General features: G+C 57.9%; 10 protein-coding genes. 5 read left to right on the forward strand and 5 right to left on the reverse strand.

Annotated elements, in window-relative coordinates; translation table 11 throughout:
• Window position 1 precedes the first annotated feature (1 nt).
• Entirely contained in the window at window positions 2-283 is a 282-nt protein-coding gene (locus ACH3PB_RS16895; RefSeq protein WP_416396611.1) for a DUF4212 domain-containing protein, read from the reverse strand.
• 126 nt (window positions 284-409) lie between these two features.
• Here ACH3PB_RS16895 and ACH3PB_RS16900 point away from each other — a divergent pair, with 126 nt between their 5' ends.
• Complete coding sequence (locus tag ACH3PB_RS16900) at window positions 410-3,919, forward strand: PAS-domain containing protein (protein WP_416396612.1); 3,510 nt, start codon at window positions 410-412, stop codon at window positions 3,917-3,919.
• A gap of 23 nt (window positions 3,920-3,942) precedes the next feature.
• On the opposite strand, the gene ACH3PB_RS16905 is transcribed toward ACH3PB_RS16900, so the two are convergent.
• Together ACH3PB_RS16905 and acs are read right to left on the reverse strand one after the other, a co-directional pair.
• Window positions 3,943-4,599: a LuxR C-terminal-related transcriptional regulator gene (locus ACH3PB_RS16905; RefSeq protein ID WP_416396613.1), complete on the reverse strand. Its 657-nt coding sequence runs from the start codon at window positions 4,597-4,599 to the stop codon at window positions 3,943-3,945.
• 6 nt (window positions 4,600-4,605) lie between these two features.
• On the reverse strand, window positions 4,606-6,570 hold the full coding sequence (gene acs / locus ACH3PB_RS16910; protein WP_416396614.1) for an acetate--CoA ligase: 1,965 nt from the start codon (window positions 6,568-6,570) through the stop codon (window positions 4,606-4,608).
• Window positions 6,571-6,720: 150 nt separating this feature from the next.
• Here acs and ACH3PB_RS16915 point away from each other — a divergent pair, with 150 nt between their 5' ends.
• From ACH3PB_RS16915 to ACH3PB_RS16930, 4 genes are read left to right on the forward strand one after another with little or no spacing between them, the layout of a single operon-like run.
• A complete protein-coding gene (locus ACH3PB_RS16915; RefSeq protein WP_416396615.1) occupies window positions 6,721-8,136 on the forward strand; it encodes an imelysin family protein in 1,416 nt (471 codons plus the stop codon).
• Window positions 8,129-9,736 (forward strand): di-heme oxidoredictase family protein, encoded by a 1,608-nt coding sequence (locus ACH3PB_RS16920; RefSeq protein ID WP_416396616.1) that lies wholly within the window; start codon window positions 8,129-8,131, stop codon window positions 9,734-9,736. The genes ACH3PB_RS16915 and ACH3PB_RS16920 overlap by 8 nt, the downstream gene beginning before the upstream one ends.
• A gap of 49 nt (window positions 9,737-9,785) precedes the next feature.
• Complete coding sequence (locus ACH3PB_RS16925) at window positions 9,786-10,925, forward strand: imelysin family protein (RefSeq protein WP_416396617.1); 1,140 nt, start codon at window positions 9,786-9,788, stop codon at window positions 10,923-10,925.
• Window positions 10,925-12,130, forward strand: coding sequence for a DUF1513 domain-containing protein (locus tag ACH3PB_RS16930; RefSeq protein ID WP_416396618.1), 1,206 nt, complete (start codon window positions 10,925-10,927; stop codon window positions 12,128-12,130). The genes ACH3PB_RS16925 and ACH3PB_RS16930 overlap by 1 nt, the downstream gene beginning before the upstream one ends.
• Window positions 12,131-12,192: 62 nt before the next feature.
• Here ACH3PB_RS16930 and ACH3PB_RS16935 read toward each other — a convergent pair whose 3' ends face one another.
• Together ACH3PB_RS16935 and ACH3PB_RS16940 are read right to left on the reverse strand one after the other, a co-directional pair.
• Window positions 12,193-15,303, reverse strand: coding sequence for an efflux RND transporter permease subunit (locus ACH3PB_RS16935; protein ID WP_416396619.1), 3,111 nt, complete (start codon window positions 15,301-15,303; stop codon window positions 12,193-12,195).
• 2 nt (window positions 15,304-15,305) lie between these two features.
• Complete coding sequence (locus ACH3PB_RS16940) at window positions 15,306-16,418, reverse strand: efflux RND transporter periplasmic adaptor subunit (protein ID WP_416396620.1); 1,113 nt, start codon at window positions 16,416-16,418, stop codon at window positions 15,306-15,308.
• Between the last annotated feature and the right edge of the window lie 13 nt (window positions 16,419-16,431).

Raw genomic sequence — 16,431 nt, forward strand, 5'->3', positions numbered from 1 at the left:
TCTATTCTCCGTTCTCGTCACGTTCATGAAGACCTGCTTCGCGATCAATCTTTTTCATTCGATGGGCGTAGTAGAAAATCAGCGCCACGAAGGTGTAGATTGAGCCTTGTTGGGCGAACCAGAAGCCAAGTTTATAGCCACCTAGCTGAATGTTATTGAGTGGTTCGACCAGGATGATGCCGCAGCCAAATGAGACTACGAACCAGACGATGAGCAGCTTGATGACGAGACTGGTATTCTTCTTCCAGTAAGCCGTGCGGCGGTCGGGATGATTGGGATCCATAGAGTTTCTCCGAGATGCATTTTTGCTATTGTTCTGCACCGGAAGATAACAGGCACCGCGAAAAGTCGCTGCACGACTTTGGTCTAAAGCGAGACCCTGCCAGATACCAATGAGAGGCCATGACCGATGTTTGCTGCGCTGCTGATTCTCATGGTTGCCGGATACCTTTGGCTCCTGTTCACCATCGCGCGTCGTGGCGACGATACACATTTCGACAATCGCACACGCTTTGGGCATCCCCTGGTGTTCAGCCTCGCCCTGGGCGTTTATTGCACTTCGTGGACCTTCTATGGCCTCGTGGGGACGGCGGCCACTGAGGGCTTGAGTTTCCTGCCTATTCTGTTAGGGCCGGTTCTGCTGTTCGTCTTTGGTTTTCGCCTGCTCCGCAGAACCCTCAAGATCACGAAGCGCGAGAATATCCGTTCGCTTGCCGACTTTCTCGCTTCCCGCTATGGCAAGCGCCAGGGCGTCGCGACACTTACTACGCTCATTCTACTGCTGGCAACCGTGCCCTATATCGCGCTGCAGCTAAAGGCTGTTTCGGCAACGCTGGCGTTTTTGCTGCCTGAGCACTCGTTGTTGCTGAAGAATGGCACCTTCCTGATTATGCTCAGCATGATGGCGTTCACGCTGGTGTTTGGCACCAGGCGTCTCGACGTCACCAGTTATCATGGCGGTCTCATGGGCACCATTGCCTTCGAGTCGGTGGTCAAGCTGGTGGCGTTGATGAGTGTAGCGGTATTTGCGGTGGCCTTGCTGAATGCGGAGCTCATTGACGTTTCGAAGGACCGTCACGCCCTGGAGGGCAGTCTGTTTGCAGTGCCAGGGCGGGAGGAAGGCGTCAACTGGCTGAACTTTCTGACCCAGACTTTGTTGTCAGCCTGCGCTGTGTTCTGTCTGCCGCGCATGTTTCACGTCACTTTCGTCGAATGCCTGTCCGAGAACCATCTGCGGATAGCGCGGATCATCTTTCCACTGTTCCTGCTCCTGATCGGTCTGGCTGTTCTGGTGATTGCGATCGCTGGCGACTGGCTGTTGCAGGATGTGAATGTGGCCGCTGATCTGTTCGTGATCGCCTTGCCAATGAGGTATGACAGCCCCGGCTTGGCGCTATTCGTGTTCCTGGGTGGTTTTTCGGCCGCCACCGCAATGATCATTGTCTCTACGATCACGCTAAGCCAGATGCTGAGCAACGACGTGATTCTCCCTTTATATCTCCGTGGCGTGGCTGATAGGAAAGGGTTGAGGGAAGGCTCAAAGGTCTCATCACCCCTCGTGATCATGCGCCGGGCGACCATTGTCGGCGTGCTGTTGCTGGCCTGGGTCTTTCACCTCACATTCCCTGACACGGCCGGGCTTACGAGTCTCGGCCTGCTCGCCTTTGCTGTCGTTGTGCAACTGGCACCGGCAATTCTCGGAGGGCTGTTGTGGCAGGGCGCCAATGCTTATGGCATGTACGCAGGCCTTGCCGCAGGCCTGAGTATTCTCGGCTACACCCTTGCCCCGCTCGCGATCGGTGCAGGTACAGGCGCCGCTGGTGGCTCCGCAGGGGAGGCTTTCAGTCTCAGTACGCTGCTGGCCCTGTCGGCCAACGTAACCGGCCTTATCGTCGGCTCCATGCTGTTCCGCCCAAAGCTGATCGACCGTGTGCAGGCTCGTAGCTTCACCTCATCGGAAGCCGGCGGGGGACGTGCACTCGCGCAGGCTGGTGCATCCGATATCCTGCATGGCGATCTCTCTGGCCTGTTGCGGCAATTCCTGGATGCCGGCACGTTCAGGCGTATCTTCGCGGGCCAGACTGGTGGAGCCGAAGCCCGCCTCAGCTCGGATATCATCGATCACGCCAAACATGCGCTCTCGGGGGTTGTAGGCGTGGCGTCGGCCCAGCGCCTGGTTGAAGACCTGCGCAGCGAGACAGCGGTTGGCATTGAGGACGTGGTCTCTATTTTCGAACAGACCAGCAAGGCGCTTCAGTTCAATCAGGAGATCCTCTCGGCCTCCTTCGACAACATGTCTTCAGCTATCAGTGTCGTAAATGCGGAGCTTCAGGTTGTAGCCTGGAACAGGCGCTATGAAGAGATGTTTTCCTATCCGAAAGGCATGCTGCGTGTAGGTGTTCCAGTCGCGGAACTCTTCAGGTATAACGCAGAGCAGGATCTCCTTGGCGAAGGGCCGGTGGACCAGCTGGTACACAAGCGGCTGAAGCTGCTGCAGGAGAACCGACCTTACAAGTTCGTGCGGCATTACCCACTGGGCACAGTGCTTGAGATTGAGGGCCGCCCCCTGCCGAATGGCGGCTACGTGACCTCTTATGACGACGTGACTGCACTTGTGCAGGTGCAGACTGCGCTGGAGAAGGCCAATGTCGAGCTTGAGCGTCGAGTAGCGGAGCGTACAGCCACCATCCAGCACATCAATGATGAGCTGATGAAGGCCAAGGGCGAAGCTGAACTGGCCAATCGAAGCAAATCGAAGTTTCTCGCCCTCGCCACACATGACCTGCTGCAGCCTATCAATGCTGCCAGCCTGTATGCTGGCAGCCTTCTGGATATCAGCGCCGGTGAGAACAGACGTGATCTGTCCGAAATCAGGAAGATTCACGGTGCGCTGCAGAGCGCTGAAGGCATCATCAATTCGCTGCTTGAAGTGGCCCGTCTCGATACTGGCTCGCTCAAGCCCGAAATCAGCGATTTCCCCATCGACGACCTGTTGCGCGCGATCGTGGATGAATTCACTGTGCAACTGAAGCCTGGCTGTACCTTACGCTATCATCCCTGCCGCACCTGGGTGCGCTCCGATCCCATTTACCTTCGCCGGATTATCCAGAACCTGGTGTCGAATGCCGTCAAATACACCAGCGCAGGGCGCATTGTTCTGGGCTGTCGGCGCCGCGGCCGTGATCGTCTGGAAGTGCAGGTCATCGACTCAGGCAGCGGTATCGGCCTTGCCGATCAGGCGAAGATCTTCGATGAATTCTATCGGCAGCCTATGCATCGCAATCTCGAGGGCATTGGTCTGGGACTTCCGGTTGCGACTCGATTCAGTCAGCTACTGCAGCACCCCTTGCGGCTGCGCTCTGAATCCGGCAAGGGCAGTCTCTTCGCCATTGAACTGCCAAGAGTGAGTGAGGCCGATGTGGCGGCAGCTGTTGCGTCTGATAACGCCAATGACAGCCTGGATTCGGGCAGTCCTGCGTCCGCGAGCGCTTCCAGGTCCCTTGGCTTGCGGGTCCTGTGTGTTGATGATGAGCAGCAGAACCTGGATGCGCTCAAGAGTCTGCTCAGACGCTGGAACTGTGAAGTGTCCATGGCGACGACGTCAAGCCAGGCCCGGGCACTGGCCGGGCACAGTCGCCCTGACGTCCTGCTCATCGACTATCAGCTACAGGACGTTGATCAGGCTTCGGAGCAGCATAATGGTCTCGTACTGGCAGAGTCTCTACTTGCGATCTGGGATAAGGGATCACAAGCCAGTGCCCCGGTTATGGTCTGTCTCATAACCGGAGCAGCTGATGATAATTTGCCCAGAATGGCCTCGGTGCGCGGCTTCGATTTCCTCAAGAAGCCTGTGAAACCGGCCAAGTTGAGAGCGCTGATGGACCAATACCAGCGGCGGGCTGGTCGCGAACAGCAATGAGCGCCGTGGGGTTTAAGGGCGGGTCAGGCGAAGCCTGCGTCCACGCTATCGAGCGACATCTTCGATAACATCACGACGGCCTGAGTTCGGTTGTTCACCTGCAGTTTGCGAAATATCGAGGTGATATGGGCCTTCACCGTCGCTTCAGTGACGCCCAACTGGTAGGCGATCTGCTTGTTCAGTCCGCCTTCGCGTAACAGGCAGAGTACCCGGTATTGCTGCGGAGTAAGGTTCGCGATTCTGCCGGCCAGCGTGACTTCTTCACTGTTCAGGGGTTTTAGCCGCTTCCGAGCAAAGGCCGGTATCCACGACTCTCCATTGGTGATGGCGTGGATCGCCTCGAGTATCACAGCTGGACCGGCTGACTTTGGAATATACCCTGACGCACCATGGCCAATGGCGCGGCTGATCGTATCAATATCCTCTCGGGCCGAAACGATAGCGACTGGCGTGGTGGCAAATCGCTCCCGCACAGTCACCAGCCCAAACAGATCCTGACTGCCGGGCATGGTCAAATCCAGCAGGAGCAGGTCGATGTCGTCGCTCGTGCTCAAAGCAGTAAGCGTCGATTCGAGATCGATTGATTCAGTAATCACCGCTTCCGGAAAATGCTGTTCGACGATGCTCACCAGCGCATTGCGGAACAGCGGGTGATCATCGGCGAGATGGAAGTGATACATCGGCGTTCAGCGGTTCATACGATTGTCGATCAGCTCATCCACCACCTGTGGGTCGGCCAGTGTCGAAGTATCGCCCAGTGCCTCGTGCTCATTCGCAGCAATCTTGCGCAGTATGCGTCGCATGATTTTGCCACTACGGGTTTTCGGCAGTCCGCGGGTCCACTGTATCTGATCTGGTGAAGCCACAGGGCCTAGCTCCTTGCGCACCCAATCTCTCACATCCTTGGTGAGCTGTTCGTCAGGAACCACGCCATCGTTGGGGATAACATACACGTAAATTGCCTCACCCTTGAGCTCATGGGGGAAACCTACGACCGCAGCTTCCGCCACCTTGGGATGTGATACGACTGCACTTTCGATTTCAGCTGTTCCGAGGCGATGGCCAGAGACATTGAGCACGTCATCGACGCGGCCAGTGATCCAGAAATGACCATCTTCATCACGCTTTGCGCCGTCGCCGGTAAAGTACATGCCGTCATGGGTGCTGAAATAGGTATCGATGAAGCGCTCGTGATTGTTCCAGATTGTACGTGCCTGACCCGGCCAGGAATCCAGGATCACCAGGTGGCCATCGGCCTTGCCTTCGAGAATATCGCTCCGCTTGTCGACCAGCTGTGGCTGTATTCCGAAGAATGGCATCATCGCAGCGCCGGGCTTTGGCTTTACGACGTAGGGCAGCGGCGTCATCATGATGCCGCCGGTTTCAGTCTGCCACCAGGTATCCACAACCTGACACTGACCCTTGCCGAACTCATCGTTGAACCACTGCCAGACCCCGGGATTTATCGGCTCGCCGACGGAGCCGAGAACTCGCAGTGAGTCACGCTTGCTGCTGCCAATGGCCTTCTTCTGGTCGGTCATCAGTGTTCTGATGGCCGTGGGGGCGATATAGAAAATGTTGACCTTGTGTTTGTCGATCACCTCGCCGCAGCGCCCGACGTCAGGATACGTTGGCACGCCTTCATACATCAGTGTCGTGGCACCATTGGCCAGAGGCCCGTAGACGATATAGCTGTGTCCGGTCACCCAGCCCACATCGGCAGCGCACCAGAATACTTCCCCAGGCTGATAGTTAAAGGTGTAGCTGAATGTCGTAGCCGTATACACCAGATAGCCGCCGGAACTGTGCTGCAGTCCCTTAGGCTTACCGGTAGACCCGGATGTATAGAGGATGAACAGCGGGTCTTCGGCATTGACTGGCACTGCCTCGTGCACCGCTTCATGTGTCGGTACGAATTCGTCATACCAGAGGTCGTGGTCCTGCCAGTCGACGGCATCGCCGCTGACTTTTGAAACCAGCACAGTCTTGACCTGGTGTCCCTCGGCCTGCTGCTCTGCAATCTTCAGGGCCTCATCAACATTGGGCTTGAGGGGAATGGTCTTGCCGCCACGATGTGAGCCATCCGCCGTGATGACCATCCTGGCCTGGCAGTCCACGATACGATCGGCCAGCGCGTTCGCGGAGAAGCCACCGAAGACCACACTGTGTACCGCGCCAATGCGAGCGCAGGCCAACATGGCAAACGCAGCCTGAGGCACCATCGGCATATAGAGAATGACACGATCGCCCTTGGTGATGCCGCGCGCTTCCATCGCATTGGCGAGTCGACAGACTTCTTCATAAAGCTCGCTGTAACTGATGGTGCGCTGCTGATCAGGACTGTCACCTTCCCAGATGATGGCAGCCTGGCCCGAGCGGGTTTTCAGATGCCGGTCGACACAATTGACGCAGACGTTCAGTTCACCGTCTTCATACCAGCGAATGTGCAGATCCTTGCGTGCGAACGAGACGTCCTTCACCTTACTGAACGGCTTAATCCAGTCGATTCTGCTGGCCTGTTCAGCCCAGAACCCTTCGTTATCCGAGACCGAAGCCTGGTACAGCTTTTCGTAGGCTGCGGCATCCAGTCGCTTGTTCAACTTTCGGCCATCGACCGCTGTGTTCCCTGCTTGTTCTCTTGATTCGGACATGATCGGCTCCTTTGTATGGCACTCTATTTTCCACTGTAGCATGACGTCAACAATTAGACCTTGGTCGACTGACGGCACTTGCTTTCAAAGCTGTAAATGATAATAATTCTCACCTCTATTCATATTTAAAGCCGATCAGGGAGAAAGCAGATGTACTTCAGTCGCTCGAAAAAGGCGCAGGGACGCAGTAGTCATGCGCTGCTGGCCATCGTCGTTGGCATTGGCCTGGCCGCCTGTCAGACCCAGCCGGAAGAGACCCTCGTAGTGCCTGGCGAAGCGTCTGAATCGTTCGAGAAAGCAGCGCCAGCGCCCAGGCCCGTGGCAACAGATGTGAGCGACGAAGATGATGGGGCTGCACCACGCCCGGTCACGCCGGATACCGTGGCGGCACACTATCCAGATCTGGCTCTGGCCATTTATGCCGACTCCCTGACGCGCGCCGAAGCTTTGCTGACGGCCAATCAGGCCCTGATCGCTGATCCGAGTGAAGAGACTCTCAACGCGGCCCGTGAGGCCTGGATTGCTGCCCGTGTACCTTATCAGCAGAGCGAAGTGTTCCGCTTCGGTAATCCACAGGTGGACGAATGGGAGGGCCGCGTCAACGCCTGGCCGCTGGACGAAGGCCTGATCGATTATGTGGCCAGCAGCTACGGCACCGCGTCGGAAGACAATCCCTTCTACACCGCTAATGTGATTGCCAACAAGTCGCTGAAGATCGGTACGGGCAAGGTTGATGCAACGACCATCACCCCTAATCTGCTGCAAAACGAACTGCAGGAGATTGCTGGCAACGAGGCTAATGTGGCGACAGGCTACCACGCCATCGAATTCCTGCTCTGGGGCCAGGACCTCAACGGTACCGGGCCGGGTGCTGGCGAACGTCCGTACACTGATTACTCAACCAACGACTGTACCAATGGCAACTGTGAGCGTCGTGGCGAGTACCTCATTGCTGCGAGTGAACTGCTCATCAGCGATCTGCGCGACATGGTGACGGCCTGGGGTCCAGACGGCGAAATTCGTCAAGCCCTCGAATCACAGGGCACCGAAGCCACGCTGGCTGCCATGCTCACAGGCATGGGCTCACTGTCGTATGGTGAGCTGGCAGGTGAAAGAATGCAGCTGGGTCTGATGCTACATGACCCTGAAGAAGAGCATGACTGCTTTTCTGACAACACGCACTTCTCCCACTACTATGACGCCGCTGGTATTCAGAATATTTTTGAAGGGCGATATCGACGCATCGATGGCTCTGTACTTGCAGGTCCATCATTGGAAGCCTTGCTGAAAAAGCAGGCACCCAAGGTTGCGCTTGGGCTGGATAATGCGATCAGCCAGACCATGGACGCCATGAGCAGACTGGTAAATCGTGCGGAGAAAACGGAGTCCTACGATCAGATGATCGGCGCTGGTAACGCCGAGGGCAATGCTGTCGTACAGAAGGCGGTGGATACGCTGGTCAACCAGACGCGCTACATTGAACAGGCTGTAGCTGCGCTCAATCTCGGTACACTGACCTTCGAAGGCTCTGACAGCCTCGATCAGCCTGAGGCCGTGTTTGAGTAAAGCCAAGCTGACTTCGAGAAGTCGAGCTGGCACGCTGGTTCGCGATGGTCAGATATGCCTGCAGGCAATCCGCCGCCTGGCATTGTCCACATCAGTGGCTGCACTGGCCGGGCTGGCGGGCGTGGCTGGTGCTGCAGATGATTCGCCTCTGCCCTGGCGGGACGATCTCAGTCCCGTCGACCGTGAGCGCGTGGCCAAAGTTCTCAAGATTAATCCAGCTTCGTTAGCGCCCTTCGAAACCATGCCTGCTGGCAAGGCAACGTTTGCCGGCAGTCTCGACAGCAATGCCTTCTCCCACTTCACCCCCTCGCTCTCCTTCGAGGACGAGCAGCGTTTCAAGATCGGTAACGGTCTGTTCAGGAAAATCTGGGTCTCATCACCTGCCTCGACTCAGGCCTCGGATGGGCTTGGTCCAATCTTCAACGCGCGCGCCTGCCAGCAATGCCACGTCAAGGATGGTCGGGGACGGCCGCCGTTAGCTGACGAGCCAATGCTGTCGATGCTCATGAAAACGGTTATCCGCGATGGCGATGGCGTGCGGCCCGATCCAGAATTCGGTGAGCAGGTTCAGAATTTCTCGGTTCCTGGCGTACCAGCCGAGGCCGAAACCGAAATCAGTCATTCCAGTCATTTCGTGACCATCAATGCTGGCAATGGCAAGACACAGCAGGTTGAGCTCCTCAAGCCTGCGTATAAGCTTCGCGCGCCTCGGGATCAGGCTTCCGACGGGCATATTCATGACGCGGACCGGATTCTGGGCCCACGCGTCGCGCCACAGATGATCGGTCTCGGTTTGTTGCAGAGTATCCATGCCGGCGACCTTGAGGCATTGGCCGATGAAGACGATGTTGACGGTGACGGCATCTCCGGACGGGTTCACTATCTACCTCAGCCGACTGTGGAAAATCAGGCGCCGACCGGGCCACTGATCGGTCGCTTTGGTTGGAAAGCGACGACCGCGAATATTCGCCAGCAGTCCGCCGATGCCTTTTTCAATGACATGGGATTGTCGACGAGCTTGCGGCCGGAGGCCTGGGGCGATTGTCTGCCGAGCCAGGAGACCTGTCGCAGTGCGCCTCATGGTGTGGGCGCATATGGCGATATTCAGGAGCAGTTCGAAGTCTCCGATGAAGCCCTGGACCTTATCGAGTTCTATTCAGCCAATCTGGCCGTGCCCGAGAGACGCAATGCCGACGATCCTGAAGTCCTCATGGGTAAACAGCAATTCCATGACGCTGGCTGTGCCGCCTGCCATACGCCCAAGTTCGTCACCAGCCGAGCTGCCAAACAGGACGATCATCAATTCCAGCTTATCTGGCCCTATACTGATTTGCTGCTCCACGATATGGGCCCTGAGCTTGCAGATGGTATCGCCGTGGGTGCAGCGTCCGGGCGTGAATGGCGAACAGCACCGCTATGGGGGATCGGCCTGACGGCAACTGTAAACGGGCATACACGCTACCTGCATGATGGCCGAGCCCGTAACCTGCTCGAGGCGATACTCTGGCACGGCGGCGAAGCTGCGGCGTCTGCAGAGAAAGTCGCGGCCATGTCCCCTGAACACCGCAGTGCGCTCATCAAGTTTGTGGAAAGCCTCTAGACGGGACACCAGCCCACACCGCGTTCATTCATTTTTCAAGGTCGATGCCATGGCTCAATACACCTCACGGCTTGCTGAAAGGCGGCACCATCGCAGGCTCGCTGGCCTGATGCTGCTCTGGCCCATGGTGCTGAACGCTGCAGCCCCACACAGCATCGCCCAACAGGCGACACCCGTGGCGATGCAGTCGTATCTCGCCAGCGCTTATGGTCAGGTAAAGCAGAGCGCAGCAGCGCTGGACGAAGCCACCGACAAGCACTGTTCCGCAGCCGTTGGTAAGGGCGAGTCAGCAGCTGATGCGCGTCAGGCCATGCTCAGCGCGTTCGAGACCTTGGCCCTTGCCTGGTCTCGTGTCAGTTTCATTCGTATCGGCCCTTATCGCGAGGACCATGCCGGCCAGCGCATGCAGTTCTGGCCCGACAAGCGTGGTAGCGGTGAGCGCCAGATACAGCAGGCACTCATCTCTCAGCCCGAGGCACTGACCGCGCCGAACACACTGCGGCAGCAGAGTGTCGCGCTTCAGGGTCTGCCGGCATACGAGGCGGTTCTGAAGGATATGATCCAGCCAGCGTCAGGCAGCGCCAGCACGGCAAGCGCCAACTTCCACTGCGACTATCTGGAAACGCTCGCCGAAAACATGGCAGCCAACAGTAAAACGCTTGCAGAACGAATGTCAGAAGGCGCCGAGGCAATCGAAGCCGTCACTTTTGCGCAGTGGATGGAGGTCGTTCGCGGCGGCCTCCAGATTGCTGGCGAGATGAAGTTGAAAGCCGTTGCACAGTCCATGCGCGCCCATCTGGCGAAACCTGCCGATACGGCCACCCCCGGGGTACTCGAACTGACACGGAAGGTCCCGTTCAGCCGTTCTCATCTCGCAATGGCGAGCATCGGAGACGAGCTCGAAGGCCTTGCCGCTTTGCTGGAGAGTGCACAGATTGAAAACTTGCTGCAGAGCAGCGATGCCGGCTATCTTGCATCAGTGCGCTTCCAGCTGGCACAGGCTGGAAAAGCTGTCGAATCTCTGGATGATCTGGAAGGAAAGCCCATTTCGGCAGCGGCGCTTAACGATGCGATCGGTGTGGTCGACTATGCTAGTGGCATGCTGGCTCAGACCGGCAGCGATATGATGACTACGCTGTACCCGGCTCTGGGCTTGTCCCGCGGCTTCAACTCGATGGACGGAGACTGATGAACAATTCAAACAACCTGCCCCGCCGTAATTTTGTGCGCAACATGTCGGCCTCGGCACTGACACTGGCCTGCGCGCCTTCGCTGTTGCTACATCAGAAGGCTTCAGCAAGTCCGGCATCTGCTGTGGCGGCTCAGCCGACTGGCCTGGCATCGGCTTTCATGGACGCCGGTTCGAATCCTCCCAGCTATCGACTGAACGTTGCTGGCCGGCAGAGTGCGCCACTTCCTGGACGTGGCCATGGCATCGCGGTGAACGGCGACCGCTCGACGATTGTCAGTTTCGCCAGGCGGCCTGAACGCTGGATGCAGATTTATCGCATGAATGGCGCGGGCGAATACGTGTTGAGCCAGCAACTCTCGACGCCTGATGATCGTCACGGTATGGGGCACGGAGTCTTCTCTGCAGACGGCGCCCGTCTGTACACCACAGAAAACGATGTTGTCCGCGGCAGAGGCGTAATAGGCATCTACGACACTGCCAGCTTTTCCAGAATCGGCGAGCTCGATAGTGGCGGTGTCGGTCCTCATGAGATTGTGCTGCTGCCGTCTTCAGGTTCGGCCAGCGCCAAGGGTGATCTGGTTTGCGTTGCCAACGGCGGCCTGGAAACAGATCCGGATTACCCGCGAATGGTCCTGAACGAAGGTGAGATCGACAGTTCGCTGGCTTTCCTGGAAATTAACGCCGACGCCAGGATCAGTAGCCGGGTTCTGGGTGTGCATCGATTGCCATCATCGGCCAGCAGTTTGTCGATCCGTCATCTGGCTGCAGTCGACAGTGCGACTGTCTGCTTCGGCTGTCAGGATCAGGATGAGCTGGGTAGCAGCGAGTTTTCTGATCTTCTCGTAGGACTCGCCACTATCAGACCCGGACCGGATGCGGCTGTACGGATGCTGTCCGCCATACCACAAGCGTCGGGCTACATCGGCTCGGTTGCGTATGAGCGGGCCAGCAACACACTGCTGACCTCGGCACCGCGGGGGAACTGTGTAGCGCTGTGGTCGTTGGACAGCCCGACTTCCGCACCCGTCGTACATGCTATCAAGGATGCTTGTGGCGCTTGCGCGCCGGCGTCACAGCCAGGTCAGTTCCTGGTCAGCACTGGTTTCGGCGAACTCTGGTTGCTGCCTGCGAACGGATCAGCCGCAGAGCTCGTGGCCAGCACTGGCAGCAGGCACTACGACAATCACATGATCATGATCTGAACGAATGCGCGGAGCCCGAGTTATCGGTGCTCCGCTTGCCTGACTCCCAGGCGCCCCACCTGTCAGTGATCCCTCACCGGGCTGCCCACGCCGTTATCCCCAGCGCCATTCTCGCCGCCTATTACCATCGTCTCCTCTGCCGCATCAATCGGCTCAAGCTTCTTGGCTAGCAGTATGTAGAAGGCCGGCAGGACGAAAACGGTAAAGAACGTGCCAATGCCCAGGCCAGTTGCTATGGTCAGCCCGATAGCGAAGCGCGAGGCCGCGCCGGGGCCAGCGGCAATCAGCAGCGGCACCATGGCGAAAATCAGCGCCAGTGAGGTCATGATGATGGGACGCAAGCGAATGGCTGCGGCTTCTATGACCGCCTCACGCTTCTCCATGCCTCTGCGTTGCAGGGTATTGGCAAACTCCACGATGAGGATGCCGTTTTTCGCGACCACACCGATAAGCGTGATCAGCCCCACCTGGGTGTAGATGTTCATCGAGGCAAAGCCCAGCATGATGAAGGCCATCGCACCAGCAATCGACATCGGCACCGAGACCAGAATGATGATCGGATCGCGCCAGCTCTCAAACTGCGCGGCCAGTACCAGATAGATAACCAGCAGCGACAGGAAGAAGGTTACCATCAGGGCGCTGCCGGAACTTTCGAACTGACGCGACTCGCCCTTGAAGTCATAGCTGAAGCCCTGCGGGAAGACCTCTGCAGCCTTCGTCTTCATGAAGTTGACGGCATCGCCCATAGGCACCGGCGGCGCTGGAATGCCCTCGATCGTGATCGAGTTCAGCTGGTTGAACTGTGTTCTCGCTGAAGGTTCCACGCCCTGCTCGAAGCTGACCACTGCGCCGAGTGGCACGAGATCACCCGAATCGGCCCGAACGTAGAATTCATTCAGTGCTTCCTCCTGCATGCGGGCATAGCGCTCAACCTGCGGAATGACCTCGTACGAGCGCCCTTCCATATTGAAGCGGTTGATATAGCCGCCACCAAGCATACTGCCCATGGCCTGCCCAATGTCCTGCATGGAGAGACCAAGGTCTGCCACGCGGTCGCGATCGACCTTTACCTTCACCACCGGCTTATCAATATTGATCGACTTCTGCACGAACATGAACTTGCCGCTCTGCATGGCGGCCCCCACCATTTCGTCAGCCACCTGATCGAGCTGTTGGAAGTCGCTGCCAGTGGTGATTACGAACTGGAAGGGCAGGCCTCCGCTGGCGCCAGGCAGGGACGGAATCGGGAACACGGCAGAACTCAGACCGGTTATCTGCGCGACGGAACCCTGCAGCTGAGGCATGATCTCGAACTGTGAAACATCCCGTTCGCTCCACGGCTTCATCTTGAATCCACCGAATACCGCATCAGGACTGGTCACACCCACGAGCATGAAGGTCTCATCATAGCCCGGCACCTGCTCGAACGCTGTCTGCATTTCGGCGCCGTATTTCTGCAGGTACTCCAGCGTAGCCGTCTGAGGTCCTTTTCCCTGGAAAAGCACGATCCCGCGGTCTTCGGCCGGCGCCAGTTCGTTCTGGCTGAACATCACCATGAAATAGATCGAGACCAGGATGACGATTGCAAACATGATGACTGGCGACAGCACCTTGATGACGGCTGACAGCGAGCGCTTGTAAGCGGAGGCCAGTTTATCGAACATATGCTCGACGGCGTTTTCGAAACGAGAAGACTCGCCATGGGGCTTGAGCACCTTGCTGGCAAGCATCGGCGATAGCGTCAGCGCGATGACGCCGGATATGACGACGGCACCAGCCAGCGTGAAGGCAAACTCGGTGAACAGGGAGCCGACCAGGCCCCCAAGAAACCCGATAGGTGCATACACAGCTACCAGCGTGATCGTCATTGCGATAACCGGACTGGCCATCTCACGGGCGCCGGCCAGCGCGGCCTCCTTGCGGGGCTTGCCTTCGACGATGTGGCGATGCACGTTCTCCACGATGATGATGGCATCATCCACGACCAGACCGATGGCGAGCACCAGCGACAGCAGCGTCAACAGGTTGAGCGAGAAGCCGAGCACCAGCATGATGAAGGCGCCACCAATCAGCGAGAGCGGCACCGCTACCGAAGGAATGATTGCCGCCCGCAGCGATCCAAGGCAGAGGAAGACGATGACCAGAACGATACCGACCGCTTCAAGCAGCGTCTTGATAACCTCATTGATCGAATCATCGATGAATTCCGAGGCATCGTACGGCAGCTCGACCAACAGACCCTGAGGCAACTGTGACTCGATATCTGGCAGCAGGTCCTTGACCAGGGCTGCTACATCCAGCGGATTGGCACCAGGCGCCAGGTTGATGGCGACATAGGTCGAAGGCTTGCCCTTGTAGAGTGCGATGTTCTCGTAGGTCTGCGACCCTAGCTCGACTCTGGCGATATCCCTCAGCCGGACAATTGCATCATCCGTGCTCTTGATCACAAGGTTTTCGAACTGTGAGGTGTCCGCCACGTCAGTGTTGCTGGTGAGGTTGACCTTGATGAACTCGGCCTTGGTCTGGCCGACCGCTGAAACATAGTTGTTTCGAAGCAGGGCCTGCGTAACCTCGGTCGAGGTGAGATCTACTGCAGTCAGTTTCTGGGGATCGAGCCAGACGCGCAGCGCAAACCGGCGCCCCAGCAGCTCGGCCTTGCCCACGCCAGCCAGAGCCTGGAGACGTGGCTGAACCTCACGAGCGAGGTAGTCAGTAATCTGAGGCACTTCCATTACATCGCTGAAAAACGCGATGTACATCAGTGCCCGACCGTCGCCAGTCGTCGAGCTGATGACAGGATCCTGTGCCTCGGCCGGCAGCACGTTCCGCTGGCTCGCAACCTTCGACTGGATTTCGGCAAGCGCAGCGTTGGCGTCGTAATTTAGTTCCATCTGCGCCTCGATGGTCGACACACCCTGCGTACTCGATGAACTCAGGAAGTCGATGCCCTTCGCTTCGGCGATGGCCTGCTGTAGTGGCTGGGTGATGAAGCCCTGGATGAGTTCGCTGCCTGCACCGGGATAGGCGGTGGTAACCGTGACCTTCGTGCTTTCGAGTTCGGGATACTCCCGAATTTCCATCTCCATGATAGCGCGGGCGCCAATGAGGAGAATGAGCAGGCTGACGACGGTCGACAAGACCGGCCGGTGTATGAATATGTCAGTGAAGCGCATGACTATTGTGCTCCAGCGTTGGCGGTCTCGGCCTCAGGCTGGGCCTGCTTGATCTGCACCGGCTGCCCGGCCCGTAAGCGCAGCAGGCCGGTGGACACGACGCGTTCGCCAACCTTGAGGCCTTCGGTCACCTCGGTCATGCCATCACGCATGTTACCAGTCTTGATGGTGCGGCGTTCAGTGACCAGCTGGCCCTTGTCATCCTCCGCCAGTACGTAGGCAAAGTTGCCGTAGGTGTTGAAAGCGATGGCGGTATTGGGTATCGCCACTACAGCACGCTCGTCTTCTGCCAGCGTCTGTATGGTCGCAAACATGCCTGGCTTCAGGCGCTGATCGGTATTGGGGATCTCGGCCCGCAGCTGTACTGTTCTGCTCTCCGCGGTGACCGAGCTGTTGATGGCACTGACTGTTCCACTGAAGGTCTCGCCAGGCATCGCCGCGACGGTGACTTCAACCGGGTCACCAATGTCGACGTTGGCCAATTCGCGCTCGGATAGCGTGTACTGCACCAGGATCGGATCGAGCATATTGATTTCGACCACCGGTGTTCCTGCGGGCAGGTATTCACCGAGATCGACCAGTCGCAGACCGAGCACGCCGTCGAATGGCGCCTTGAGAACCTTTTTGCCAAGCTGTGCTTCAGCCTCCTGAACCCTGGCCTTCGCAGTTTCCATGGCAGCCTGGGCCTCATCGACGGCAGATTGCGAGACTGCACGCTTCGAAATCAGATCGGCATTCCGCCTGTATTCCTTCTGCGCAAGATTGGCTTCAGCCCGTCGGGTGGTCAGTGAAGCCTCGTCAATGGCACTGTCCAGGCGGATCAGTTCATCACCCGCCTTGACCCGCTGCCCGGATTCGAACATGAGCTTTTCCACAACACCGGGCAATTCATTGGCAACCTCTATGCCGTTGATGGCGCGAGTACTACCAACGGATTTGATAGCCGGTTGCCAGGTGACTGTGCCGACTTCGGTAGCATCAACTACCGTCAGCGGCTGAGGCTTCGAGAACTGCGCCTGCATCTGGCCGATCTGGTAGAACTTGTAGCCAAAAATCCCACCAAGGATGACGACGAGCAGCACCAGTGCCACAACAAACCGAGAGAAAGTACCCATGCTGCCGACGTCC

It is taken from the genome of Allohahella sp. A8 (assembly GCF_047946665.1).
In the GTDB taxonomy this organism is placed as follows: Bacteria; Pseudomonadota; Gammaproteobacteria; order Pseudomonadales; family Oleiphilaceae; genus Allohahella.

Excerpts from the sequence above, each read along its gene's own strand:
- ACH3PB_RS16915 (WP_416396615.1), top strand. The coding sequence starts at position 6,721 with ATGTACTTCAGTCGCTCGAAAAAGGCGCAGGGACGCAGTAGTCATGCG.
- acs (WP_416396614.1), bottom strand. The coding sequence starts at position 6,570 with ATGTCCGAATCAAGAGAACAAGCAGGGAACACAGCGGTCGATGGCCGA.
- ACH3PB_RS16900 (WP_416396612.1), top strand. The coding sequence starts at position 410 with ATGTTTGCTGCGCTGCTGATTCTCATGGTTGCCGGATACCTTTGGCTC.
- ACH3PB_RS16925 (WP_416396617.1), top strand. The coding sequence starts at position 9,786 with ATGGCTCAATACACCTCACGGCTTGCTGAAAGGCGGCACCATCGCAGG.
- ACH3PB_RS16940 (WP_416396620.1), bottom strand. The coding sequence starts at position 16,418 with ATGGGTACTTTCTCTCGGTTTGTTGTGGCACTGGTGCTGCTCGTCGTC.
- ACH3PB_RS16895 (WP_416396611.1), bottom strand. The coding sequence starts at position 283 with ATGGATCCCAATCATCCCGACCGCCGCACGGCTTACTGGAAGAAGAAT.
- ACH3PB_RS16930 (WP_416396618.1), top strand. The coding sequence starts at position 10,925 with ATGAACAATTCAAACAACCTGCCCCGCCGTAATTTTGTGCGCAACATG.
- ACH3PB_RS16935 (WP_416396619.1), bottom strand. The coding sequence starts at position 15,303 with ATGCGCTTCACTGACATATTCATACACCGGCCGGTCTTGTCGACCGTC.
- ACH3PB_RS16905 (WP_416396613.1), bottom strand. The coding sequence starts at position 4,599 with ATGTATCACTTCCATCTCGCCGATGATCACCCGCTGTTCCGCAATGCG.